Origin of the sequence: Actinopolymorpha pittospori (genome assembly GCF_014873875.1) — a bacterium.
In the GTDB taxonomy this organism is placed as follows: Bacteria; Actinomycetota; Actinomycetes; order Propionibacteriales; family Actinopolymorphaceae; genus Actinopolymorpha; species Actinopolymorpha pittospori.
In genome coordinates, this window is the sequence record NZ_JADBEM010000001.1 from 7,343,212 (window position 1) to 7,367,168 (window position 23,957).

Genomic DNA, 23,957 nt, shown 5'->3' on the forward strand with positions numbered 1-23,957 from the left:
CCGCAGGAGAGGGCGATCCCCCGCCCCTGGCGATCACAGTGCCCTGGACAGGGCCGCCGTCGAGGTCAGGAGCGCTCGTCGGCACCCGCTGAGAACGCCGCGGCGAACGCCTCCGCGCCCAGTGCCCCTCGTGCCCTCGCGGAGATGCGGTCCACGTCGCCGCGTTCGGCCTCCGGCAGCGGAGCGCCGACGGATTCGCGGGCGCGGGTGGCGGCGCCCAGCAGGCGGGCGGCCCGTACCGGCTCTTCCATCAGGGCATAGGCACCTGCCAGCCCTTCCTCGGCGAGGGCCACCGCGCGCGGGTCCCCGGTGGCGCGGGCGGCCTCGGCGCCCTGGTGGTGCAGGGCGAGGGCGCCGGCGGCGTCGCCGCGCTGCTCGGCCAGGAAGCCGAGTTCGGCGAGCAGCAGCGCGGGTCCTGGGCCGAACTCGACCTCGCGGTGCCAGGCCAGGGTCGCGCGTAGGTGCCGCTCGGCCAGGTCGAAGTCCCCCTGGCGCCGCGCGCCGAGCGCGAGGCCGATCTCGGCATGGACCTTGCCGGCCGGGTAACCGTGCTCGGCGGCCATGGTCATCGCCCTGCGATGCAGTTCGGCGGCGCCTGCGAGGTCGCCGGTCAGCAGGGCGACCCTGCCGAGCGCGGTGAGCCGGTCGGCGGCGTCGGTCCAGAAGCCCAGCTCCTCGGCCAGGTCGAGACCGCTCTGGTGCAGTCGCGCGGCGTGTGGGTAGTCGCCGGCGATCGTGGCCAGCGCCGCCAGCGGATAGGCGGTCTGCAGCCGGCCCCAGCGGTCGCCGAGCGCTTCGAACAGTGCGTGGCCGTCGGCGGCGCTGGCACGGGCCGACGCGAGGTCGCCGCGGAGCAGCGCCTGCGTCGCGCGGGTGCTCTGTGCCGCTGCGGTGCCCCAGCGGTCGCCGTCCGCGCGCAAGTCGGCGAGTGCGCGCTCCACCAGGCTCTCGCTACGGGCCAGGTCCTCACCTGCGCTCAGCAAGGCGTAGCCGAGGAACCACCTGGCCCGGGCGAGACCGGCGCGGTCGTCAGCGGCCTCCTCGGCGGCGGGGAACCGACCGCCGCCCCCGGCTCCGGCTCCCGCTCCGGCCAGCAGGGTGAACCCGTCGCGCCAGCGGACGGCCTGCGCATGCGGGGAACCGTGGTCGTCACCGGTGATGAGCAGGGTCTCGTCCAGCGACCGCCGGGCCTCGGCCAGCCGTCCGCGCAGGAACCAGTACCAGGTCAGGTCGAGTGCCATCCGCAGCGCTCCGGCGCCGTCCCCGTCACGCACGGCCTGCTCCAGGGCGGTGCGCAGATTGGCGCTCTCCTGGTCGAGACGGGTCAGCCGGTCCTGCTGGTCGGGGCCGTGCAGCGCCGCCGCCGACCGCTCGGCCAGCTCGGCGTAGTGGGCGCGGTGCCGTAGCCGCAGCGCGTCGGACTCGCCCGCCTCGGCCAGCCGCTCCACCGCGTAGGCGGCGACTGACTCCGGCAGGCGGTACCGGGGGCCTTCGGCCACGGTGACCAGTGAGCGGTCCACCAGTCGAATCAACGGGTCCAATACGTCGTGGCCGCCGCACACCGCCTCGGCCGCGTCCAGGGTGCAGCCGTCGGCGAAGACGGCCAGCCGGCGCAGCACCATCCGCTCGTCGTCGCCGAGCAGCTCCCAGCTCCAGTCGATCATCGCGCGCAGGGTCCGCTGCCGCGGCGGCACACCGCGGTTTCCCCCGGCCAGCAGCCGGAACCTGTCGTCGAGCCGGGCCGACAGCTCGTGCACGCCCAGTGCGCGGACCCGGGTGGCGGCGAGCTCCAGCGCCAGTGGGATGCGGTCCAGGCGGCGGCAGACCGTCGCGACGGCCGCCGCGTTCTCCTCGGAGACGGAGAATCCCGGCACGGCCGCGGACGCGCGCAACTCGAACAGGCGCTCGGCGTCAGCCTGCGGCAGCGGCGGCACTGTCCACACGGTCTCACCGGCCAGCCCGAGTGGCTCTCTGCTGGTGGCCAGGACACTCAGGCCTGGAGCCGTGGCCAACAACCGCCCTACGACGTCGGCCGCCGACTCGATGACGTGCTCGCAGTTGTCCAACACCAGCAGCAGCCTCCGGGGACGCAGTGCGTCCTCAAGCCCGACCGATGCCTCCTCGCGAATGCCCAGCGCGGCGCTCAGCTGCTCGGCCACCTCCGCCGACCCGGCAAGGCCAACCACCCGGACACCGTCGGGGTAGGCGCCGGCCGCCTGACCGGCCGCCTCCTCCGCGAGCCGGGTCTTGCCGACCCCGGCCGGGCCGGTGAGCGTCACCAGCCGGTGGGTGGTGAGGAGCTCGCGCACCGCCGCCACCGCCTCCGTCCTGCCGACCAGGTCGGTGAGCGGACGGGTGAGATTTCCCTGGCTCCGCCTGGGCGGGGCCGAGGCCGCCGCCAGCGCCGTGTCGTGTTCGAGGATCGCCTGGTGGAGGGCGGTCAGCTCCGGCCCGGGATCCACTCCCAGCTCGTCGGCCAGCCGTCGGCGCAGCTCCGTGTAGGCAGCCAGCGCCTCGGACTGGCGGCCGGCCAGGTACAGCGCGCGCAACTGCAGGGCGCGCAGCCGCTCGCGCAGCGGGTGGCGGACCGCCAGCTCGCCGAGCTCACCGATCAGAGCATGGTGCTCGCCCAGGTCGAGACGGGTCTCGGCGAGCGCTTCGAGCGCGCTCAGCCGCTGCTCGGCGAGCCGCTCGGCCGCGGTCCTGATCGACTCCGCGTCGCCCACATCGGCGAAGGCGTCGCCCTTCCACAGCGCCAGGGCCTCGGTCAGCAGCTCCGCCCTGACCCTGAGGTCCTCGGTGCGGTGTGCCGCCGCTGTCAGATCGGCGAACCGGTGGACGTCCACGTCCTGGCGGGCGGCCCGCAGCAGGTATCCCGGCGCCCGCGACTCCACCAGCGCCTCGGCTCCAGGTTCGGCCAGGGCCAGCGCGCGACGCAGCCGGGAGACCTTCGTCTGCAGCGCACCGGCCGGGTTGGCGGGGAGCCGGTCGCCCCACAGGTCGTCCACCAGCCGGTCGACCGAGACCGGGCGCCCCTCGTGGACGAGCAGCGCGGCCAGCAGTGCGCGGACCTTCGCCTCGGGAACCTCGACCGGCCGCCCTTCGGCTGTCGAGGCCGTGAGCGGCCCGAGCACGGAGAAATACATGGGTGCACGGTATCCGCCCCGCCGCACCGGGTCCGCCTACGAACCGACAGCGGCTCGACAGCATCCCGCCAGCCGCGATCGACACAGTGAGGATCACGCCGAGCGCACGGGCTCAGCGGCCGAGAGATACGGGAGCACGAACATGCCGGAGAACGAGAACCACAGGCGGTCCACGGTGTCGGTGATCGGCCTTGGCCAGATGGGGTCCAGGCTCGCCCGGGCGTTCCTCGCCACCGGACACCGCACGACCGTATGGAACCGCAGCGGCGCGAAGGCTGACGCGCTTGTCGCCCAGGGCGCCGTCCGTGCGGCGAGCGCCGAGGCGGCGATCGCGGCGAGCCCGCTGGTCGTGGTCTGCCTGCCGGACTACGCCACGGTGCGGGAGCTGCTCGACCCGCTGGCCGAGGGCCTGCGCGACCGGGTCCTGGTGAACCTGACCTCCGGCACGCCCGAAGAGGCCTCGCAGACCTCCGAATGGGCCGCCGCCAACGGCGCCGACTACCTCGACGGAGCAGCGATGAGCGGCACCCGGCTGGTCGGGCGGCCCGAGGCGCTGTTCGTTTTCAGCGGTTCCCCGCACGCCTTCACCACGCACCGCGAGGTCCTGGCGAGCCTGGGCAAGGCCATGCACCTGGGCGCCGACCCGGCCCTGGCCTCGGTATATGACACCGCGCTGTTCGGCCTGGCCTGGGGCGCGCTGGCCGGCTTCTACCACGCGGTCGCCCTGGTTGGGGCGGCCGGCGTCGAGCCGTCCGCCTTCGCTGCGGTGGCCACCGGGCACATGCCGTTCGTCACCTCGCTGATGGCCGACCACGCCCGTCAGATCGAGGGCGCCCGCTTCCCCGACGACGACGGCACCGTGGAGGTGCACGCGGCGGCGATGGGGCACCTCGTGGAGGCCGGCAGGTCCCAGGGCATCGGCACCGAGGTGCCGGAACTGATCTCCGCCCTGCTGGAGCGGGCCGCCGTCGGCGGGCACGGCGCCGACGGGATCGCCAGTGTCATCGAGACGATCACCAAGGGGAAGCAGCATGTCTGAGCGGGAGAAGCCGCAGGTGACGGTCGTCGGCCTCGGCCGGATGGGGGTGCCGATCGCCACCGCCTTCCTCGACGCCGGATACGCCACGACCGTGTGGAACCGCAGCGCGGAGAAGGCCGACGCGCTCGTCGCGCGGGGCGCCGCCCGCGCGACCACCGCGGCAGAGGCGGTGCGGGCCGCGCCGCTGGTCATCGCCCCGCTGCTCGACCACGACGCCGTACGGCAGGCCCTGGAGCCGGCCACCGAAGCGCTGCGCGGCCGGACCCTGGTCAACGTCGCCAACACCAGCGCCGGCCAGGCCCGCGACCTGGCCGCCTGGGCGGCCGGGCACGGCGCCGACTACCTCGACGGCGCCATGATGGCCCTGCCGAGAACCGTCGCCACCCCGGACGGGTTCTTCCTCTACAGCGGTTCCGAGCGGGCGTTCACCGCCTACCGGTCCGAGCTGGAGGTGATGGCGCCGGCGCACTACTTCGGGACCGACCCCGGCGCGGCCGAGATCCACGACCTCGCCCTGCTCGGCACCGGATACGCCGCCCTCACCGGTTTCCTGCACGCCGCCGCCCTGCTGGACTCGGTCGGCACTGCCCCGCAGGTCTTCGCCCCGCTGGCGGCACGGTGGCTGTACGGGATGGCCGACTTCCTGCCCCAGCTGGCGGCCGAGGCGGGAGCGCGTACGTACACCGAGGGCGTCTCCACCATCGACCTGAACAGGGCCGGGGTCGACAGCCTTGTCGGACTCAGCCGCGCCCACGGCATCGCCACCGACGTCCACGAACCCCTGAAGGCCCTGCTCGACCGCCGTTCGGCCGACGGCCACGGCCACGACAGCTTCTCCAGCGTGTTCGAGCTGCTCAGGGCCACCGGGCACCCGGTGACCTGAGCACGGTCCGCCCCTTGATCATTTTGTCGGTGGCTTCCAGTACATTCCCTCCGCACGCCCCTCGACGCGAGGTCGACGGGCTGATCCACAGACCCGGGGGGGACTGCATGGAAGTAGTTGTTGGCCTGCTCGCCTTGGTATTGCTGGGCTGGCTGTGGTGGCGGCACCGTGCACGGAAGGGTAAGGCGCTTTCCACTTCGTCTGAGAAGACAGTGGCCCGCCGTCCGCCTACCAGGACGATCGCGCGGCCCGATTTTGCTGCCTCACCACCGCGCTCGGAGGGCCCGAGGTTCGCGGTTCCGGGAATGCGGGGGCCGCTGTTCATGTATGGGGGTCCAGCGGCTGGTGCGCCGGGCTATCGACATGACGGCCCCTACGCCATCGTCGATGTGGAGACCACCGGGTTCTCTCCGAACCGTGGCGACAGGGTCATTGAGATCGCGATCGCTCGCGTCGACGCCTTCGGCCGGATCGAGGACGAGTATGCGACGCTGCTCAGTCCGGAAGGCCGAGACACCGGCCCCGTGTTCGTCCATGGCATCAGCAACGAGTCCGTACGAGACGCACCTACCTTCCGCGATGTCGCCGGGGACATCCTGGCTCGCCTGGAGGGTGCCGTCCTGGTCGCTCACAACGCCATCTTCGAGGAGCGCTTCCTCGCCGCCGAGTTCGCTCGCGCGGGCATCAAGACGGGACCGGTTCCCGCGTTGTGCACGCTGTGGCTGGCGCAACGCACATTGGCCATGCCGAACTACAAGCTCGCCACTCTCGCCAGACATCGGAATATCCCGTTGGCCGACGCACATGCGGCACTTGGGGACGTGCGAGCTGTGGCAGGTCTGCTACCGGACATGTTGTCTCGTCACCGCACTCCCCTTATTTATGGCTGCGGTCCGCTCATCGGTGCCCAGCTGACGGCTTGGCCCCGAGGAATCGTCCGCCCGCGCACGCGTGCGGTGGCCATGCGTAGAGGCACTGAGGGATGGATGGCGTCGTTGGTCGCTCGGCTACCGATGAGCGGTGCCGACGTCTCTGACGTCGACGCCGCGGCCTATCTGGACGCACTGTCCGTCGTACTCGAGGACGGAAAGATCATTGGGGACGAGGCGAAGTCACTCGCTCGACTCGCAGGCTCGGCCGGCCTGGGTGCAGCCCAGGTTGCCGCACTCAACGAGCGCTATCTCGAAGCTATGCGTGAAGCTGCCCTCGACGACCAGGTCTTGACCGTCACCGAGTTGCGTGAGCTCCGTAACGCGGCAAAGGCGCTGGGGGCACCCGACTACTTCGACGACCTGCATCCCCACGACACGACTCAAGCCCAACATGCAGCGTCTGCGCATGGCCCGAACCCTGCCAGCACGCCCCGCCCGACTAAGCAGCGACGCTGCGGACACTGCCGCGAGGTCGGTCACTACCGGCCGAAGTGTCCGCAGTTGGTGTAGCCATCGCGTGAACGATCACAGGCGCTGCGCGGCGTCAGGACGACGTTGACGCCACGGATCTCAGCGTTCGTCGACGACCTTGAAGATCATCTATTCGGTGAACTGGCGACCGTAGGAGCTGGTGGCCTTCACGGTCGCGCGGTGCGTGCCCGCCTCGAGGTCGGTGGGAGCTTCAGCCCCGCAGGTGGATCATCCGGTCGGCCAGTCTGCCGCCGTTCACCAGTTGCTAGTTGCTCGGCGACGCACCAGGGACTACTTTGCGTGACCGACGGCAGAGGTCAACATCTCCTCGTACTCGGCCACGGCTTCGGCGTCGCGCGCGTGGATCCTAGGATCAGCGCGTGAAGTTGGAGAAGGACTGGCAAGGGTGAGCGAGGAGTTGGCGTGGAGGCTACGGCAGCTGCGTGACCTGACCGGACGGAGCCTGCGCGAGCTCGCCCGCGACGTCCACGGCAGCAGCTCCTCGTTGTCGCGCTACTTCGCCGGCCAGGCCGTTCCACCCTGGCCGACGGTGGTGGCGCTGTGCAGGACAGCCGGTCGTGACCCCAGGCCGCTGCGCGAGGTGTGGGAGCAGGCCAAGGAGGGGCCCCAGACGAGCACGGCTGTCACTGCGCCAGTGCGTAACGATCTGCCACATGACATCACCGCCTTCACCGGTCGCCGGGCGGAGTTGGACGCCCTCCTCGGCGCCGCGCGGAGCACGTCGGTGGTCGCGATCGACGGCATGGGCGGGGTGGGTAAGTCCGCGTTGGCCGTACACGCCGCGCATCTGCTGACCGCCGACTTCCCCGGTGGTCAGCTCTACCTGGACCTGCATGGGTTCACGCCTGGCCGGGAGCGGGTCGAGCCCGCGGAGGCGCTGCGTGTGCTGCTGGCCGCGCTCGGGTTGCCACCCGGCAGGATTCCCGACGGCGTCGCGGAGCGGGCCGCGCTGTGGCGGTCGGAGCTGGCGACGCGGCGGGTGATTGTGCTACTGGACAACGCCGCCGACGCCGATCACGTGCGCGATCTGCTGCCCGGCGCCGGCCAGAGCTTCGTGGTGATCACCAGCCGCCGGCGGATGGTGGAGCTGGACGGCGTCCAGCCGATCTCGTTGGACGTCCTGTCGACCCAGGAGGCGGCGCAGCTGTTCGTCACATCCGCGGGCGGGGCACGGCCCGGTGACGTCGGCGAGGTCCTGCGCCGATGCGGGAACCTGCCGCTGGCCATCCGGGTGGCCGCCGCGCGGCTGCGGCACCGGCCCGCGTGGACGCTCGACACCCTGGTGGAACGGCTGCGCGAGGGCGAGCTGGCGGTGTCGGACGTGTTCGAGATGTCGCTGCGGCAGCTCGACCCCGCCCAGCGGCGGATGTTCGGGCTGCTGGGGCTGGTGCCGGGCGAGGACATCGACGGGTACGGCGCGGCCGCCCTGGCCGGGATCCCGCTGGCCAACGCCCGTTCCCTGCTGGAGGACCTGGTCGACGTCCATCTGGTCCAGGAGCCGGCGGCGGGTCGCTACCGGATGCACGACCTGCTGAGGCAGGCCGCCCGCGCCGGCGCCGCCGCGGCCGACCCCGTACCGGCGATTGCCCGGCTGGGCGACTACTACCTCAGGGGCATGCTGGCCGTGAAGAAACTGGTCGAGATCGTCATCTCCATGCCGGTCATCGTGCCGCAGCCCCCTCCCGCGCTTCCCGACCTCGCCGACCACGACACGGCCGTGGACTGGATGGACACCGAGTGGGCCAACCTCACCGCGACGTTCTCCCTTGCCGTGGAGCTGCGCATCGACGCACCGGCGGTCGGTCTCGGACAGCTCGCCCTGATCGCTCACGCGCGACGCGGCGGCACGGCGCAGCTGCGCCGCGGGCTCGAGGTCAGCATGCCCGCCGCTGAACGGCTCGGGGAGCCGCGCATGCTCGCCACGCACCGGTACCTGCTGGGCGCCGCGCTGATGCGCATCGGCCGACTGGAGGAGGCGATGCCAGAGCTCGAGGCGGCCCGTGTGCTGATGGCCGCGGAAGGCGACATCGTCGGCCAGGCCATCACCCTCGAACAGCTGGCGGAGATCCGGCTGTACGCCGGCGACGCCGCGGGCGCCGCTGACCTCCTGCGTCAGGCGACCGCGCTGCTGCCACCCGCCGAGGCCGCCGCCCGCGTGGCTGTGTGCACCGGCCTCGGCCAGGCTCTGGTGCAGCTGGAGGAGTACGAAGAGGCTCGCGAGATCGTCTCGGAGGTGATCGAGGCCGCGCGCGGGCTGGACCGACAGAAGGAGCGCATGTGCCTGGACGTGCTCGGCCGGGCGGCACTCGGCCTGGGTGACGCCCAGACCGCCCTCGACCTCTCCGAGCAGGCCGTCGCACTCAGCCGGGCGACACGCCACCCGATCTTCGAGGCGACCAGCCTCACCGACGCCGCCGTCGCCCTGCGCCGCCTCGGTCGCGCCGAGGAGGCAACGGCCACGCACGCCGAGGTCATGCGGATTCTCGAACGGGCCGGTGAGCCGCATCGGATGGTGCGCGGCCTCCTCCCCTACGCGCAGGCATGCCTGGCCGCGGGCGATCGGGACACCGCGGCGGGGCACTTCCAGGCGGCGCTGCAGCTCGCCACCGCGCACGGCCTCACCTATCTGGTGTCGGCGGCGCGTACGGGTCTGGCCCAGGCGTCCTGAGCCCGTCCCAGGGGTGGTGCCGGTGTCCCGTCCCGTCCCGGGACACCGGCGCGACACTCGCCCGCTGAAGTAACAGCGCAGGTCAGCCGGGTACCGGTGGAGCGTCGCGGGTCCCGGAGGGCGCGGCACGGGTTGTCCCGGACAGGCCGCCGCGCCGAGGCTCTTCGCCATGCACACGACGCCTTCCCTGCTCGCCGAACTGGACGTGCTGCCCGCCCGTTGGGAAGTGCAAGGAACCCTCGACGCGCCCGTCGCAGCGGTCGCCGCGCTGCTGCTGACCGTCGCCGAGGGGCGGGTCGGCGATGACAACCTGCTGGTACTGGCCAGGGCTTCGGCGGCACGGCAGGGGGCGATGACCGTCGTGGCCGGGTCCGGCGATGGCGCCTACCGCGCCGAGCTCGCCGGGTCGGTCGAGCCGGTGGAGATCCAGGTGGACCGGGCCCGATCCAGGGTGGCGGTGCAGAGCTGGTACGCCGGGGTGTATGCCGCCACCGCCTGCCCCTCGGGCACCAGGGTGACCCATCGCGTCCACCGGGTCCTCCCCGACCATCCGGGGTTCGCGGCCGGGATCGCCGAGATCGACCTGCGTACCCGCATGGCACGCGATCTGCGACAAGTGCTGGATGTGATCGCCGACCGGCTCGGCTGCTGACAGTCCGCTCTCCCGTCGTCCGTTCAATCAGAAGGAGCACACAACCATGTCCATCACCCTCACCGAGCAGCGCAGCGGCTTCTCTGAAGCCGGGCTGCGCAGACTGCGCGAGGTGCTGGCCCGGCATGTCGATTCCGGAAAGATCCCCGGGCTCGTCGCGCTGGTCAGCCGGAACGGCCAGACCCACGTCGAAGCAATCGGGACGATGCGCCATGACGGTGGCGCGCCGATGCGCCGGGACACGATCTTCCGGATGGCCTCGACGTCCAAGCCGCTGTCAATGGCGGCGGCGATGGTGTTGCTGGATGAGTGCCGGCTGCGGCTGGACGACGTGGTCGAGCCGTGGCTGCCCGAGCTCGCCAACCGGCAGGTGCTGACGCGGCCCGACGGCCCGCTGGACGACACCGTGCCGGCGCGGCGGCCGATCACCGTACGGGACGTGCTGACCTCCACCTTCGGGCTCGGCATAGACTTCACGGCGCTGGGCAGGCCGATCATGAACGCGGTCTTCGAGCAGGGGCTCACGCCCAACCTGCCGGTGGAGGTGCCCGAGCCGGATGAGTGGATGCGCCGCCTGGGCGAGCTGCCGCTGATGTACCAGCCCGGAGAGCAGTGGCAGTACCACATCAGCAGCGACCTGGTAGGCGTGCTCGTGGCCCGCGTCAGTGGCCAGTCGTTCGAGGAGTTCCTGCGCGAGCGCATCTTCGAGCCGCTGGGCATGAAGGACACCGGCTTCCACGTGCCCGCCGACAAGATCGACCGGCTGCCCACCCTGTACGCCCCCGACCCGGCCACCGGCGAGTTCCTCGCGTGGGACGAGCCCAAGGCCGGACGGTGGAGCCAGCCGCCGGCGTTCCAGGGCGGCGGCGGCGGGCTGGTCTCCACCGCCGATGACTACCACGCCTACTTCCAGATGCTGCTCAACGGCGGCACCCACCAGGGCAAGCGGATCCTGTCCCGGGCCGCGGTCGAGCTGATGACCACTAACCGGCTCACGCCCGAGCAGAACGCCGCCCGCACCGCCCTGGCCACCGGCAACGTCCATATCTCCTTCGGTCAGGGCCAGCAGGGCGGCTGGGGCCTCGGCATGGCGGTGCGCACCTACCGGGGCGACTACGCGCCGATCGGCCAGTTCGGCTGGGACGGCGGCAGCGGCACCTCGGCCTACGCCGATCCAGCCAACCAGCTCACCGGTCTCCTGCTCTGCCAGCTCGGCTACACCGTTCCGAGCCCGGCGCACCTGATGAACGACTTCTGGACCACGCTCTACCAAGCACTCGACGACTGACACTGAGCCCACCGGGGGTGAGATTCCCACGGTGGGCTTGGTCATCCCGGTGCAGCAGGATCACGACGTCGACGTCCTGCCGATGCGCTGCGAGTCAGAGTCGGTCTGGGCCAACTGCCGCTGGTGCGTCAAGCCCACCTTGCGCCCGGCGGCGACCAGGCCCTGGCCGATTTCCTTCTCGGTCACTTCCAGCGAGACGAACAGGGCGTCCTTCGCCGCCTGAGATGCGACTCGAGCGAGGTCGGCTGCCAGGGCCGTCTTTCCATCCCGGGGCGGGCCACCGAAGTGACCTGGGCCAGTCAACGATCGGCCTGTGCCAGTCGAGCAGTTACCAGATGTGGCCAACCGGGGTGTGGACCACTGCCGATCTCTGGAAGTCGTCCGTAATTGGCGTCAGGAGCGCCGGCCGCGGTGATCCGCTCTGGTGCCCAGCCGCCGGTGGTGAACAAGGTGGCCGGGTCATCACTACCGAACGGGAGTGGGAGGTTGTTGCGTACGCAGTGGTCACGGTAGGCGCGCATGGCAGGGGCATGAAGACCAGCCGCACCCATGACGTCGGCAAGGAACAGGCTGTCGGGTGGACACAGCGTCGCGGTCTGGCGTAGGAGCCCGAGTACCGACTCCTCGGCCAGGTAGAAGAACAGGCCCTCGGCCAGCCACAGTGTGCACCGAGTTGAGTCGAAGCCGGACGCGCGCAGCGGCGTACCCCAGTCGCCGGCCAGGTCGGCGGCGACGGTGTGGCGGCGGCAGTGCGGCACTGTGGTCGCCAGTACCGGATCCTTGTGGGCGAGGATCTCTGGCCGGTCCAGTTCGTACCAGTCAACATCGGCTGGCAGGTCCAGACGGTAGGGCCGGGTATCCAGGCCCGCGCCGAGTAGTACGACCTGCCGGATGCCAGCGGCCGTCGCAGCAGCGGTTGCATCGTCGAACCAGCGCACCCGCACCGGTATGAACCGGTTCTCGCCGCCGCTGGCCTGTTCTGAGCGGGCCATCATCGCCGCACCGTGCTCGCCGGCCAGCGCCTCCGCGAGGGGATCGGCGAACAACCGGTCGTGCCTACGGGTTTCCCGTGCTCTAACGGCCGCGATCCAGTTCGCCGTGCTCGTCACCACGGCGGGACCCTAGCAGCGCTCCGTAGACGTCTGACTGGCAAGCGGCGTCGCGGAACCAATTTCCATCGCTCACCCAGTCTCCTCGTCCAACACCCAGATGCGCTTGAGGGGGACACGGGCGCGAGTCTCGTCGGGCAGGTGGTCGTAGACGCCGAAGAGGTGGTCAAGAACGTCTTCCGCGTCCCAGACCCGAATGGACAGGCGAGCAGTGCGGATCTCGTCGGTCGCGGCTTTACTCAAGCCGCCCCAGGCGACCAGTAGACCCTGGTCGGCCTTGTGAGCAACCATGGCTCCCCTGAGTCCGCGGACGATCGGCGCACCAATGGATCCGGCTTCGGATTTGACCTCCACGATGAGCGTGGGTGGGTCGAGGCCGAGGGGTCCGCATCCAGCGATGATGTCGACACCGAAGTCCGGGCCTGGGGGCGCCACGTCGCAGGTGTAGCCCTGAACCCGGAGGATGTCAGCGATCAGGTGAGTGAGTTTGTGCTGACCGAAGTGCTCGACGAGATGGGTTCGGACCCGGTCGCGGATCACTTCAAGAGTCGGCACAGAGGTGGGGTCGACCACATTGTCGTCACCGCCGGTCGCCGTGCCGGAAGTCAGCTGACCGAGCGTCGGTGTCGCCCCGCTACCGTTACCCGGGTCGACACCGGTCTTCATGACGATACGCAGACGCGCTTCGGCGTTGTTCTTCGACGCCTGGAAGATCGTCATTGCACCGTTGATGGTGTTGAGCAGGTCATCCTTGATGCCAGCGCGGGAGACTTCGGTTGTCGACCACTCCACACCAATGGTGTGGCGCCGGGACAGATCCGGCTCGTCGCCGCGGTACTTGTATCCGGACGTGCAGACGCCGAAGACGATTTTCTTGCTGGTCTTCATCGGCATCAGGATGAGGTCGCCCGGTTTGATGGTGTCGCGCAGCGCCCACAACTGACCGGCGAAGTTGGCGCGCCGCCCAAGGGAGTCGGTGGGGAACCCCGCGTCCACAGTCGCCCGCACACGTTCCTTGCTCGTGCACGGCGTCAGGTCGAAGACCGCACGGAAACCACCGCCTGAGACTCCCTTGTCCAGTGCCCACTGCTCACGTTCACCGTTTCGTCCTGCTCTGATGATCCAGGCGCTCACCAGCACTCCTCGTCGCTCTTCGGCATCTCAGGTTCCCTGCGGGGCCAAGTCGAAGGCAGGGCCACCCAGCCATCGTCCGCACGCTTGCACTGCGGTTCTCGATGGCGCCGTGGCCGATCACCACCGTGTCGCCAAGATTCTAAAGTCTTCCTTGCCTGCCCAGCGCTTGAGGCTGCGCTGTCGTCAGCGGCGCGTACGGGGAGGCCCGGTGTCCGGTTTCGATGCTCGGGGTATCGGGTCAAGCTGCACGAGGCCGTGTGCCGCCCAACCGACCTACTCCTCGACCGCGACCATCGGCATCCAGCGGTATGGCCTCGACGCATGCCACCGGAAGGCCCATGCTCTTGTCATGGAAGCGGACCGCGGGCCTGAGTCGTTCGAGGAAATCAGCGACACCGAACGGGCCGTTCACGGTGCCGTGACGTTACCCGAGCTGCACAGATTCTTGGACGCGTGGGCCCAGGACCGGTTGGGCAGCGCGATCGCCGAGGTGCGCTTCCGCGCCGGCCGCATCGACGCGGTCTGGGGAGTCGAGCTGCAGGACGGTCGTGCCGCCGTCATCAAGGCGCATCGGACCCCGGCAGACCTCGACGCTGCTCAGGCCACTGTCGACGCCCAGCGCGCGCTGGCGGCAGCAGGCTTTCCCTGCCCGGTTCCGCTGGCAGGACCCGAGGAGGTTGAAGGCCGTGTGCTGACGGCGGAAACCCTGATCGTCGGCGCAAGCCCCGACGGCCGAGACCCGGCCGTCCGGCGGCTCCTCGCCGACGGGCTCTCCCGCCACATCGAGATGCTGCGCGCCAGGCCCGACCTCCTCCAACGCGCGGGTTCCGGACCGTCGTGGTGCCACTACCAGAGCGGACCGTGGCCGGTTCCCCACGACACGATCGTCGACTTCCGAGCGACCCTTGCCGGCTTCGAGTGGCTGGACGCGTTCGGCCAACGAGCCGCGGACCAGATCCTCAACAACCGCGAAGCTGAGAAGACCGTCGTGGGACACGCCGACTGGTACGCCGGGAACACCGCAGTGGTCGAGGGTCAGCTCGTCGGAACCTTCGACTGGGAGCTCGTCGCCGATACCGAAGCAGTCATCGCCGGCTTCACGGCATCGTCCTACGCCTCGAGCGCGACCACCGGTGGCGGCCTGTCAACCCCAGAAGAGGTCGCTGACTTCCTACACAACTACGAGGAGGTACGGGGGCAGCCGTTCTCCACGCGTGAACGCCGTACGGCTGCCGCTGCGGCCGCCTGGATCCTCGCCTTCAACGCCCGCTGGCAGGCCGCGCTGATCGTCCACGGCATCTGTGACTACGCCACCATCGCCCTGGTGCAGGAACACCAGGAGGACTACCTGTCACTGTCTTGGCACTAGGTCGTCCTGCGGATCATGGTCAAGTGGTGAGGGGTCATCTGCCCCCGGATGGCGAGGTGGGGGTGGTGTACCGAGAGTCCGCGCGCCACGCCGAGTTCGGTGAGCCGCCCGATTGCTGCGATGCTCAGCGCTCGCGCAGTCATCGAACACCTTGGCGCTGCCACCACCATGGCCCGGAGGGATTACGTGTCGGATCCGGCAACGTCTTCTCGAGGAACCTCTGATCCCACGGCGTCAGCGCTGCTTGCAGCTGGCGGCTCAGCTGCGGTGGGAGAGCCTGGATGGCCCGTTCGAGTTGGTCCCGTGCCACGGGCCCGATCAACCCGGACCAGTCGTTGTGCTCCCTGCTCAGGGTTCTTCTCGGCTGCTGACACACCGTGATCCACTGGCGGTATGCGACGGCGATTTCCTGCGAGTTGAGCTCCGGGAGCTCAAGACGGTCCAAGGCTCGGGCCACGCGCGGGCTGACGCCGGGAATCCTGACTACTGGAGCAATTTCCTGCACACGGCGCAGCCGTGCTGGGCGCTTACGCGGCATCGGCTCCTGGACAGGTCATAGCGGCAGGCTACCCCAGCCCATCCTCTGGATGCTCAGGCCTTCGGCCCGCCTGCGGCTCGAAGAGCAGCTGGTCGCGTCATCGCCGACGGGCGGGTCTGCAAGAGCCTCCCGCACACCGGCCCACACCGGGGCTCACCCACGTTGACAGCAAAGAGCCGGGGCCACCGCATCCGTGGCGACCCCGGCTCCCCCGTTTTCACTTCTACAGTTCACGAAGCGCGCGCAGCTCTCAGCGTTCGTCGACGACCTTGAAGATCATCGACTCGGTGAACTCGCGGCCGTAGGAGTCGGTCGCGGTGACCGTGGCGCGGTGGGTGCCCGCCTTGAGGTCGGTGGGCAGCTTCAACCGCCACAGGTGGATCGCCCGGTCGGCCAGGCTGCCACCGTTGACCAGCTGCTGGGCGATCGCGTGCGGGTCGGAGAACTCCGGACCGACCAGCTGCCCCTCGCCGCGTGCTTCCTGGGTACGGACTGCGTTCTGCGCCTTGCCACCGTCGATGCTGACCTTGACCTTGGATCCGGTCGCGCCCATCCAGAAGTTCGTGGTCAACCAGGTGGTGCCGGCCAGGTCGGCCTTGCTGACGACACGGCCGTCACCAAGCTGCGGCGCCTCGCCCTCCTCGTCCCGGTTCCACGCCTGGCGGGCGACGTACCAGTCGCGGTAGTGCGGAGAGTTGATGCCGAGCTGCATCTGGAAGTCGTCGGACTCCCCGGTGACGGTGAAGCGTTCCTTGAAGGTGTTGCCCTTGATGTTGAGGGTGAGAACGCCGGGTCGGGCGCCGTCGCGACCGGTGGCGATCGGGTAGCCGTCCTCGGTCAGCGCACCGGAGTACCAGTCGCCGGAGATGGCGCCCGCGACGATGTGCGGGAACGGCAGGCCTTCGATGCCGAAGATGTCGTTCCAGCCCTTGAACAGGTCGCCGGTCTTCATGTTCTCGATCGTGTGGGTGTGACCGGCCACAGCGACGGCCTTGCGGCCCTCGAGCAGCTCGTGGACCTCGTTCACCTGGTCGACCTGGTGCACGGGGCTGCCCTCGTCGGCGAAGGTCAGCAGCGGGATGTGGCTCGCGACGACGATCAGCTTGTCCGAGGGGGTGGTGGCGATGTCGCGCTCCAGCCAGGCGAGCTGGTCCTCACCGAGGCGGCCGTTGTAGGCGGGGCGGTTCACCGGGTCATTGCAGTTGGGGTGCTGGCCGTCGGCGTTGTCGACGTCGGGGGTGCAGGGGTAGCGGACGGTGTTGAGGGCGATGACGTGGGTCTTGCCGACGTCGTAGGAGAAGTACGCCGGGGCGAGCTGCTCGCGGAAGGTGTCGAAGGAGTGCTCGGCGGTCTCGGCGTCGAAGTCCAGGTCGTGGTTGCCGGGCAGGAACCGCACGGGGCCGTTGAGCTGCCTGGACAGGTCCTTGACCTCGGAGTAGAGCGAGAGGTCGTCGCCCACCACGTCGCCGATGAACAGCGGGCCGCAGCCCTGGTAGTCGTCGCGCTTGGCGAGGTCGGCGATGGCGCCGTCGCGGGCGTAGCCAACCTCGCGCATGTTGTAGAACTGCAGGTCGCCGGCGATGACGCAGTTCTGCTCGGCGTCCTTGGTCTCTCGGCTCTGCGTCAGCGGGAAGTTGACCGCCGAAGGCAGCGGTCCGGTCGGCTCGATGCCGCCGTAGCGGAGCTCGGGCGAGCCTTCGGGCAGGTGGTTGTAGTGGAACTGCGCGATGTTGAACTCGTCGACGGGCACCTGGTAGCCGGCGGGCTGGGTGATGAAGACGGTCATGTTGTCGTACGCGGGCAGCTCGTAGTTGCCCTGCCGGTCGGTCTTGACGACCTCACGGCCGTTGGACACCACGACGCCGGACAGGCCGCGCTCGCCTGCGTCGGTGCGGCTGTCGCGGTCCCGGTCGACGAACACCCGGCCCTTGAGGACCGACTGGTCGTTGTCGTTGCTCGGAATCACCTCGACCTGGCCCCGGTAGGCGGTGGCGTCCCAGTCCGCGGCCTTGGGTGCGGGTGCGGCGGTCGCACTCGGTGCGGTGAGGACGGTGACGCTGGATGCGGTGAGGGCCATCGCGCCGAGTGCCGTGACGACGGCACGCCCGCGCCGGGGTATGGCCTGAGAAGGCGACATCTAGTGGTTCCTCCCCTGTCAAGGTCCAGCCGGCCCCCTCGGGCCGGCCACGATGACCATCCCCGTCAAAGTCAAAATTCCGGCAAAACTAAGTAAAAGAGTTAAAGAGCATCTAAAGGCACCTTGCGATGACGTGACCGGCGGGTGGACGGATGACGCGTCGTGAACCCGACCGTGCGCCCCGCGACGACGACGGCGCGAGACGCGTCCGAACGAGGGGCGACCGGTGCATGATGCGGGTCACCAGCACGGGCCCCGACGACACGCGCGGGCCGAGGTTGGATGGGAGAACGTCGATGGGTGAGAAGTGGTCCGACCTGCGCTACGTCGCGGTCGACGTCGAGGGCAACGGCCAGCGCCCTCCGGACCTGGTGGAGGTGGCCGTTGTCCCGATCGACGAGGGAACGATCGGGCCCGCGACGTCCTGGCTGGTGCACCCGCCCCGGCCGATCACGCCGATGGCGCGCCGCTTCCACCGCATCAGCGACTCCGACGTTGCCACCGCGCCGACCATCGCCCAGCTGGCGGAGCAGATACGCGGGTTCCTCGACGGTGCGGTCTTCTCGGCGCACAACGCCCCGATCGACCTGGGGGTCCTGACCAGGGAGCTACCGGGTTTCGAGCCCACCCATGTCGTCGACACGCTGAAGTTGGCCAGGCAGGCGCTCCCGGGCCGCCAGTCCTACAAGCTCGGTGACCTGGCCGAGGACTTCGGCCTGGCCGAAGGGCTCCCCGACGGGCTCGCACCGCACCGCGCGACGTGGGACGCGCTCGTGTGCGCCCGGCTCCTGGTACGGCTCGCCGAGCACATCGACACCGAATCGTTCGAACCACAGGCCGACAGCGAGCCAGAGGTTCTCTTCTAGCCGAGGACTTCATCGCCGTCGACGGCCCTCGGCGTAGCGCCGCGCACCGTTCACGGCGGCCGGTGTAGCCCCCAAGGAGTTCGGGGGCCACACCGGTGTACGTCCGCGCGCCCGGCGCGGGCTCGGTTTCCCGCGCCACGGCCGGGCGACTGCCTCAGCCGCGGACGACGAAGTTGCCGTTCTGGATCTCAGCGACCGGTGCGGTGCTCATGCAGGGTGGTGGGGTGCCGTTGAAGCCCATGTCCCAGGTGGCGTTGAACCGGTCGTGGCGGCCGTGGTCATAGACCGTGAAACCGACCTCCCAGCCGTCCATTTCCGCGTAGTTGGACTCGGTGACCGTCCCGCTGGCGACGGCGACCGGGCCGCCGACGTTCAGGCACGTGATCCTTCCCGTCGCCCAGAAGTCCACCTCGCCCTCGGTGTGCTCGAACCGGAACGTGCCGGTCGCGTCTTTCGCGTGGTCACGCACCGCGCGGGCGTCGAACGCGAAGTGAAGACGCGCACCCGGGATCGTCTTGAGGTCGGCAGCTCCCACAAGACGCATCTCCGTGGGCTCCGCGCGCCCGATCGACGGCACAACTCGCGGAGCGGGCTCGGCGCGACTCGCCGATGCGGGGAGGGCGGCGCCGAGCAGCGCGAGCGCGGCGAGTCCGACCAGCGTGACGCGTGAGGTGGCGCGGCGACGCGACGGCCGATTCGAGCAGATCATGGATGCTCCTCAGGTTGTGCCTCGCCCCGGATGAGCGTCGGCAACAACGAGCATTCGCGCCCACTCCGCGGCTGGGTATCTCCCGATCGGCAGAGGCGACCCGGCCCAGGTCCGATCTAGTTTGGGGACATGTCGCCCACCGGCGTACCTGTTGAGACTGCGCGGAGCCACGCCCGGCGCCTTGCTGCCCGGGCACTCCTGGCCGCGGGGGCTTTGGTGCTCGTCCTCACCGCGGCAGCTGCAGTGGAACCAACCGGGAGCCCGCTCCTTGCGGTGCCGGCCGCGCTCACACTCGGCGTGCTCGCGGTGGTGGGCGGCGGTTGGCCGCGTACCCGCCGGATCGTCGCACCCGCCACCGGCGCGGTGTCCGTGGTCTCGCTGACCGGCACCATGGCCTGGATCACTGGACCGACCGCCGCCGGCGGCGGTCCGTGGCCCCTGCTGCACACCGTCGCGCTGATGTTCCTGGTCGCGTTCGTCTGCCGGTGGTCGCGAGGCTGGTTCGCCGTCGTCGTCGCCGGGTCGACCGTACTCGCCGAGGCGGTGCTGGGGATCCCGATCACTGCCCTGCCACATGGCAGCGGCGAAGGCGCGATGCGCTCATGGTGGGATCCAGTCGCGGTCTGCATGTTCTGGTCGCTGGCGGCGCTCGTGGGCGCAGGTGCGGGCGTGTACCTGCGCTGGCTGGACGCCAGGCGCGCCCACGACGTCAGCGCGATGGTCATCCAGGCGCAGGCCGCGGCGGTGTTGCTGCGCAGCGATCCCGACGCGGTGGAGCAGGTGCTGAGTCGGATCGAGGCCGACGGCACCCGTGCCCTCGCCTCGATGGATCGGACCATCCGGATGCTGCGCGACCTGGACCATGGCACCACCACCTCCCACACCACGTTGCCCGGAGCGGCCGACCTCCCCGAACTGGTCGAGCGGTACGCCGGTTCCGGCGAGGGTCCGATCGAGCTGCACGTCGAGCCCGAGCTTGTCATGGCGCTCCACCGGGAGGCGGGCACCACCGTGTACCGAGTGGTGGTCGAGGCGCTGACCAACGTACGCCGACACGCCAGCGTCGGCGCCGTGGTCACCGTCAGCCTCGCGAGATCCGCCCGCGGGGTCGTGCTCACCGTGACCGACCAGGCCCAGCCCGACCACCGGGTCCAAGCCGAGCCCCTTGGCCAGCGTCGCAGTGGAGTCGGACTTGCTGGACTCGCCGAGCGGGTCGAGGCGCTCGGAGGCACGTTCACCGCGGGCCCCTTGCCCCCGGCGGGCTGGCGGGTCCGCGCGACCCTTCCGCGCGATCTCCTGGAGCCGGCGCGATGACCATCCGAGTACTCATCGCGGACGACCAGGAGGCGGTCCGGTTCGGGTTCCGCACGATCCTCGGTTCGGTGCCGGACGTTGCGGTGGTCGGCCAGGCGGCCGACGGGCTGGAGGCTCTCGAGCGGGTCCGGCAGCTACGTCCGGATGTTGTGATCGCCGACATCCGGATGCCGCGGATGGACGGGCTTGAGCTCACCCGAATCCTCTGCGCTCCCAACGCGCCCACGCCCGTGCGGGTCGTCGTCGTCACCACCTTCGACTTGGATGCTTACGTGCACACCGCGCTGCGGCACGGGGCATGCGGTTTTCTGCTGAAGCACTCCGGCTCGAGTCTGCTGGTCGAGGCAGTGCGTGCTGCGATGGTCGGCGACTCGCTGATCAGCCCCGCGGTGACGGTACGACTGTTGCGGGAGCTGTCGAGCGTGCGCGACGTGTCGGAGGCGGCGCAGCCACTGACGGACCGGGAGCTCGACATCGCGGCTCTGGTAGCCGAGGGCCGTACCAATCCGGAGATCGGCGCCGAACTCTTCATCACCGCCGGCACCGTCAAGACGCATCTCACCCATATCCAGCGCAAGCTTGGCGTGCGCAACCGGGTGGGGATCGCCGCCTGGGCCTGGGAGACCGGCCACCGAAGCCCGAACCGCTGACAGGCACGTCGCGTCGGCGCCGGCTGAGCGTCGTCCCGGCAGTGCACGCGACTGCCCGCCACCACGTCGTGCAGCGGCTCCCTATAGGATGAACATCAGTTCATTTTATGGGCGGGAGAGAACGTGGCACGTACCGCCGAGCAGAATGCCAACCTGTCCGCGGCAACGCGGGACGCGGTTCAGACCGCGGCAGTGCGCGTCTTCGCGCGTCGCGGGTATGCCGCTTCGTCCATCCGTGACATCGCTGCCGAGGCGGGCGTGAGCGTCGGCACAATCTATCGCCACTATCCGACCAAGGAAGCCCTGTACGCCAACCTGCTCGATCAGGCGCTGACTGGCCTCGTCGCCCTGGCCGAGGAACTGTCCGGGCCGGGCCGCCCGGTCGAGCTGATCCGGGATTTCACGACTCGCTACCTCTCCGACCTCACCGCCGATGATGGTGCCGCCGAGTTCGTGGTCGTCATCAACCAGGGATTGACGGCCCGGGTCCAGGCCGGAGAGGCCGACCGAGCCTTCGGCGCCCATCGCTCGATGTGGCGCGCCTTCGAGGATCTGATCCGCCGGGGTCAGGAGGTCGGTGAGCTCGGTGACGGTGATCCGGCTCAGCTCACGACCTGCTACTTCGCCACGCTCGGCGGTCTCACCTCGATCCGGGTCGCTCTCGGGCCCGAGTTCACGGCTCCGGACGTTGACGTCCTGCTCAGACTGCTGACGGAAGGACGGACGTGATGATCGTGATCAAGCGTGGTGACGAACTCGGTGAAGGTCACCGCAGACAGATCACCGAGGTGCTGGCCCGCGGCTTCGCCGAGGACTTCGCCTTCTTCTCCTCCGACCCGGAGCAACTGGCCGCCACGTTCGAGCACATGCTCCTCACGGAACGCTTCTTCGTGGCGCTGGCCCAAGGTGAACCCGCGGCCATCGCGTCGGTCACCTCCGGCGACCAGGAGTGCTTCGCTCCGCGACTGCGGGAGTTCCGCCACCATCTTGGGCTCCTTCACGGGACCATCAGCTACCTGGTGGTGCGCTCGCAGTTCCTCGGCGCCCCCGACGAGGCACGGGACGGACTGGCCGAGATCGGATTCGTCACGACCTCGCCCGCCCACCAGGGACGTGGCGTGGCGACCGCGCTCATGCAGCACATCGTCGGTCTTCCCGGCTACGACGAGTTCATCCTGCGCGAGATCAAAGACACCAACGCGCCCGCACTCGGTCTCTATCGCAAGCTCGGCTTCACCGAGTACCGGCGACGCCCGCTCCGCTTCGCGCGCCGCGCCGGCTTCAGTGCGTACGTGTCACTCCACCTCAGAAGGGAGCAGCCGTAGCAGCTGCGATCGACCGTGTCACCGTGCGGGTCGCCAACCGCGCCGCCACAACACCTTGTGCTGTCGACGATCCGGCGCCCCAGTGTGCGGGTGGGACAGGTCCGAGCAGCACGACCGACGGAGTAGTCGCTGAACGCGCCCACCGGCCACCTGGCTGAACGGCTGTCGGGCATGAGTAGGTGCGTCGTCTCGGTCACGTTCGCGCGATAGCGTGCCGAGGCGATGGCGAGACAAGCGTCCTGGAGGCACAGCATGCCTGACAGACCGGTGCAGGTGAGTTCGAAGAGCCTCCTCAAGACGGGGGTCACCATGGACGTCGTCGCCGAGCAGCTAGCCGAGCTCCGAAAGCTGATCGACCAGGACTGCCGACTGCCCGCCCTGGCACTGGGTGGCGTAGGGATCTTCGCCTGCGGCCGCTACAACGGTGGCTGTGACGACGTTGACGCGAAGGTGAACGCCCTGCGGACGGAAGCCGTCACCATCGCCGAAGGGATGGGAAAAGCCGCGGTCGGATACGTCTCGGCCGAGGTCGCCAACCTGCAGGCGATCGAACAGGCTGCGGAGTCGGCGGACTCCGCAGGCGTCCCGTACATCGGACGCGTAGCCAGTGATGCGGCTGGCGGCTTCTTGTCCGCCTCCTGGTTGGCCAGGCTCGGATTACACAAGGCGCTGCAAAGACAAATGGCAGAGGCGGCTGCCCACATGGACTCTGTGAGCGGCGAAGTCGACGACATACTCAAGGCGGCGACAGCGGTCTGGAAGGAGCAGATGGAGAAGGCCGCGGAGTCCTGGTACAAGGACTTCGGGAAGGACATGATGGACCCTCCCGTCGGCGAGAAGCTCCTGAAACAGATAGATGCCGAGGACAGGATCTCCAGGATCGCTGAGCTGAGCCAACGGACCGAGGCCGTCCTGAAAGCGACCCGCGGGTTCAACATCGCCGCCACCGCCGCATCCATGATGTGGACCGTCGAGGCGTTGGTCATGGCGGACGACCTGATCGACAGGGCGATCGGGTCCTGGCACGGCGTCGCGGCCGGAGCACGGACGATCTTCCACGAGTGGATGCCTGCGATCCGCCTGTCGATGTTCCCGGAGTGGACCGGGAAGGCAAGCACTGCTGCCGAGCGGCGGTTGGACGCGTTCATGTCCGACGGGACGGCACTTGTGGATCAGGCCGAGCAGATGGCGTCCTCCCTCGACACTGTCGTCGTCAGTCTCAACGATCTGCACGGGATTGTCTTCGCCTTCGCCATGACACAGCTCGCCGTGATGCTCGCGTTGGTGGCGACGGCCTGGGCCAACCCCACGGTGGCCGTTCTGCTTCAGTCCCTCGGCGCGCTCCTGAATGTCTGGGTGACCATTGGTGTCAACGCGATCCTGGCCGTGCTCGGAGCCCTGGTCGCCTTGGCGGCCGCCTGAGGCGACTCAGCTGTCGTCGTTCTCGTCATCGTCGTCGAGCCCGACCACCATGCGGTCCGCGCCAGCGGGCCTGCACACCGCAAACCGTCGCGCCACCGCACCGGGAAAGCGGTTGTCAGGGAGCTGGGAGAGTATGCACGGGTGACCCGCGCTCCCGCCGCGGATCGGCGTACCGCGTCCGATCACCGCTTCGAAGGCCCCGATGCCGTGGCCGACGTGACCTGGCCGTACGGCACCCGCGATGCCGTCCGGCTTCCGGCGCCCACCAGCGCCGACCACCTGTG

Annotated in this window: 21 protein-coding genes; 13 read left to right on the forward strand and 8 right to left on the reverse strand. The window is 69.7% G+C overall.

Annotated elements, in window-relative coordinates; translation table 11 throughout:
* Positions 1-65: 65 nt before the first annotated feature.
* Positions 66-3,146 (reverse strand): AfsR/SARP family transcriptional regulator, encoded by a 3,081-nt coding sequence (locus HEB94_RS34245; RefSeq protein WP_192753672.1) that lies wholly within the window; start codon positions 3,144-3,146, stop codon positions 66-68.
* 142 nt (positions 3,147-3,288) lie between these two features.
* Between HEB94_RS34245 and HEB94_RS34250 the strand changes: the two genes are divergently transcribed.
* From HEB94_RS34250 to HEB94_RS34275, 6 genes are all read left to right on the forward strand, one after another.
* Positions 3,289-4,185: an NAD(P)-dependent oxidoreductase gene (locus tag HEB94_RS34250; protein WP_192753673.1), complete on the forward strand. Its 897-nt coding sequence runs from the start codon at positions 3,289-3,291 to the stop codon at positions 4,183-4,185.
* Positions 4,178-5,068, forward strand: a complete 891-nt coding sequence (locus HEB94_RS34255; RefSeq protein ID WP_192753674.1) for an NAD(P)-dependent oxidoreductase — start codon at positions 4,178-4,180, stop codon at positions 5,066-5,068. Before HEB94_RS34250 ends, HEB94_RS34255 begins: the two co-directional genes overlap by 8 nt.
* 305 nt (positions 5,069-5,373) lie before the next feature.
* The gene (locus HEB94_RS34260) at positions 5,374-6,510 is read left to right on the forward strand and encodes a 3'-5' exonuclease (protein ID WP_192753675.1); all 1,137 of its coding nucleotides are present in this window, start codon (positions 5,374-5,376) and stop codon (positions 6,508-6,510) included.
* A 367-nt stretch (positions 6,511-6,877) separates the two neighbouring features.
* Positions 6,878-9,160: a tetratricopeptide repeat protein gene (locus HEB94_RS34265; RefSeq protein ID WP_192753676.1), complete on the forward strand. Its 2,283-nt coding sequence runs from the start codon at positions 6,878-6,880 to the stop codon at positions 9,158-9,160.
* 169 nt (positions 9,161-9,329) lie between these two features.
* A complete protein-coding gene (locus HEB94_RS34270) occupies positions 9,330-9,812 on the forward strand; it encodes a hypothetical protein (protein ID WP_192753677.1) in 483 nt (160 codons plus the stop codon).
* Positions 9,813-9,858: 46 nt separating this feature from the next.
* Positions 9,859-11,100 carry a serine hydrolase domain-containing protein gene (locus HEB94_RS34275; RefSeq protein ID WP_192753678.1) on the forward strand — a complete coding sequence of 414 codons (1,242 nt, stop codon included), beginning with the start codon at positions 9,859-9,861 and terminating at the stop codon, positions 11,098-11,100.
* Positions 11,101-11,160: 60 nt separating this feature from the next.
* On the opposite strand, the gene HEB94_RS53840 is transcribed toward HEB94_RS34275, so the two are convergent.
* From HEB94_RS53840 to HEB94_RS53845, 3 genes are all read right to left on the reverse strand, one after another.
* Positions 11,161-11,286, reverse strand: a complete 126-nt coding sequence (locus tag HEB94_RS53840; RefSeq protein WP_337918100.1) for a hypothetical protein — start codon at positions 11,284-11,286, stop codon at positions 11,161-11,163.
* A gap of 113 nt (positions 11,287-11,399) precedes the next feature.
* Positions 11,400-12,212: an SAM-dependent methyltransferase gene (locus tag HEB94_RS34285; protein WP_192753680.1), complete on the reverse strand. Its 813-nt coding sequence runs from the start codon at positions 12,210-12,212 to the stop codon at positions 11,400-11,402.
* A gap of 69 nt (positions 12,213-12,281) precedes the next feature.
* Complete coding sequence (locus HEB94_RS53845; protein ID WP_202896726.1) at positions 12,282-13,205, reverse strand: restriction endonuclease; 924 nt, start codon at positions 13,203-13,205, stop codon at positions 12,282-12,284.
* A 487-nt stretch (positions 13,206-13,692) separates the two neighbouring features.
* Between HEB94_RS53845 and HEB94_RS34295 the strand changes: the two genes are divergently transcribed.
* Complete coding sequence (locus tag HEB94_RS34295) at positions 13,693-14,712, forward strand: protein kinase family protein (RefSeq protein ID WP_192753681.1); 1,020 nt, start codon at positions 13,693-13,695, stop codon at positions 14,710-14,712.
* Here HEB94_RS34295 and HEB94_RS34300 read toward each other — a convergent pair.
* Both HEB94_RS34300 and HEB94_RS34305 read right to left on the reverse strand, forming a co-directional pair.
* Complete coding sequence (locus HEB94_RS34300) at positions 14,709-14,855, reverse strand: hypothetical protein (protein ID WP_192753682.1); 147 nt, start codon at positions 14,853-14,855, stop codon at positions 14,709-14,711. The two genes, HEB94_RS34295 and HEB94_RS34300, sit on opposite strands and share 4 nt — an antisense overlap.
* Positions 14,856-15,500: 645 nt before the next feature.
* Positions 15,501-17,387, reverse strand: a complete 1,887-nt coding sequence (locus HEB94_RS34305) for a calcineurin-like phosphoesterase C-terminal domain-containing protein (protein ID WP_192753683.1) — start codon at positions 17,385-17,387, stop codon at positions 15,501-15,503.
* Positions 17,388-17,683: 296 nt separating this feature from the next.
* Here HEB94_RS34305 and HEB94_RS34310 point away from each other — a divergent pair, with 296 nt between their 5' ends.
* Positions 17,684-18,253 (forward strand): 3'-5' exonuclease, encoded by a 570-nt coding sequence (locus HEB94_RS34310; RefSeq protein ID WP_192753684.1) that lies wholly within the window; start codon positions 17,684-17,686, stop codon positions 18,251-18,253.
* 154 nt (positions 18,254-18,407) lie between these two features.
* On the opposite strand, the gene HEB94_RS34315 is transcribed toward HEB94_RS34310, so the two are convergent.
* Positions 18,408-18,962, reverse strand: coding sequence for a hypothetical protein (locus HEB94_RS34315; protein ID WP_192753685.1), 555 nt, complete (start codon positions 18,960-18,962; stop codon positions 18,408-18,410).
* Between the two features lie 273 nt (positions 18,963-19,235).
* Here HEB94_RS34315 and HEB94_RS34320 point away from each other — a divergent pair, with 273 nt between their 5' ends.
* The 5 genes from HEB94_RS34320 to HEB94_RS34340 all read left to right on the forward strand — a co-directional run bounded on the left by HEB94_RS34320 (position 19,236) and on the right by HEB94_RS34340 (position 23,673).
* A complete protein-coding gene (locus HEB94_RS34320) occupies positions 19,236-20,276 on the forward strand; it encodes a sensor histidine kinase (RefSeq protein WP_192753686.1) in 1,041 nt (346 codons plus the stop codon).
* Entirely contained in the window at positions 20,273-20,926 is a 654-nt protein-coding gene (locus tag HEB94_RS34325) for a response regulator transcription factor (protein WP_192753687.1), read from the forward strand. Before HEB94_RS34320 ends, HEB94_RS34325 begins: the two co-directional genes overlap by 4 nt.
* Positions 20,927-21,049: 123 nt before the next feature.
* Positions 21,050-21,655 carry a TetR family transcriptional regulator gene (locus HEB94_RS34330; RefSeq protein WP_192753688.1) on the forward strand — a complete coding sequence of 202 codons (606 nt, stop codon included), beginning with the start codon at positions 21,050-21,052 and terminating at the stop codon, positions 21,653-21,655.
* Positions 21,655-22,251 (forward strand): GNAT family N-acetyltransferase, encoded by a 597-nt coding sequence (locus HEB94_RS34335; RefSeq protein ID WP_192753689.1) that lies wholly within the window; start codon positions 21,655-21,657, stop codon positions 22,249-22,251. The genes HEB94_RS34330 and HEB94_RS34335 overlap by 1 nt, the downstream gene beginning before the upstream one ends.
* 252 nt (positions 22,252-22,503) lie before the next feature.
* On the forward strand, positions 22,504-23,673 hold the full coding sequence (locus HEB94_RS34340) for a hypothetical protein (protein WP_192753690.1): 1,170 nt from the start codon (positions 22,504-22,506) through the stop codon (positions 23,671-23,673).
* 6 nt (positions 23,674-23,679) lie between these two features.
* Here HEB94_RS34340 and HEB94_RS34345 read toward each other — a convergent pair whose 3' ends face one another.
* The gene (locus HEB94_RS34345) at positions 23,680-23,952 is read right to left on the reverse strand and encodes a hypothetical protein (RefSeq protein ID WP_192753691.1); all 273 of its coding nucleotides are present in this window, start codon (positions 23,950-23,952) and stop codon (positions 23,680-23,682) included.
* Between the last annotated feature and the right edge of the window lie 5 nt (positions 23,953-23,957).

Coding starts and splice junctions, on each gene's coding strand:
- HEB94_RS34270 (WP_192753677.1), top strand. CDS start 9,330: ATGCACACGACGCCTTCCCTGCTCGCCGAACTGGACGTGCTGCCCGCC.
- HEB94_RS34245 (WP_192753672.1), bottom strand. CDS start 3,146: ATGTATTTCTCCGTGCTCGGGCCGCTCACGGCCTCGACAGCCGAAGGG.
- HEB94_RS34325 (WP_192753687.1), top strand. CDS start 20,273: ATGACCATCCGAGTACTCATCGCGGACGACCAGGAGGCGGTCCGGTTC.
- HEB94_RS34275 (WP_192753678.1), top strand. CDS start 9,859: ATGTCCATCACCCTCACCGAGCAGCGCAGCGGCTTCTCTGAAGCCGGG.
- HEB94_RS34255 (WP_192753674.1), top strand. CDS start 4,178: ATGTCTGAGCGGGAGAAGCCGCAGGTGACGGTCGTCGGCCTCGGCCGG.
- HEB94_RS34250 (WP_192753673.1), top strand. CDS start 3,289: ATGCCGGAGAACGAGAACCACAGGCGGTCCACGGTGTCGGTGATCGGC.
- HEB94_RS34295 (WP_192753681.1), top strand. CDS start 13,693: ATGGAAGCGGACCGCGGGCCTGAGTCGTTCGAGGAAATCAGCGACACC.
- HEB94_RS34300 (WP_192753682.1), bottom strand. CDS start 14,855: ATGACTGCGCGAGCGCTGAGCATCGCAGCAATCGGGCGGCTCACCGAA.
- HEB94_RS34305 (WP_192753683.1), bottom strand. CDS start 17,387: ATGTCGCCTTCTCAGGCCATACCCCGGCGCGGGCGTGCCGTCGTCACG.
- HEB94_RS34340 (WP_192753690.1), top strand. CDS start 22,504: ATGCCTGACAGACCGGTGCAGGTGAGTTCGAAGAGCCTCCTCAAGACG.
- HEB94_RS34310 (WP_192753684.1), top strand. CDS start 17,684: ATGGGTGAGAAGTGGTCCGACCTGCGCTACGTCGCGGTCGACGTCGAG.
- HEB94_RS34335 (WP_192753689.1), top strand. CDS start 21,655: ATGATCGTGATCAAGCGTGGTGACGAACTCGGTGAAGGTCACCGCAGA.
- HEB94_RS34260 (WP_192753675.1), top strand. CDS start 5,374: ATGCGGGGGCCGCTGTTCATGTATGGGGGTCCAGCGGCTGGTGCGCCG.
- HEB94_RS34315 (WP_192753685.1), bottom strand. CDS start 18,962: ATGATCTGCTCGAATCGGCCGTCGCGTCGCCGCGCCACCTCACGCGTC.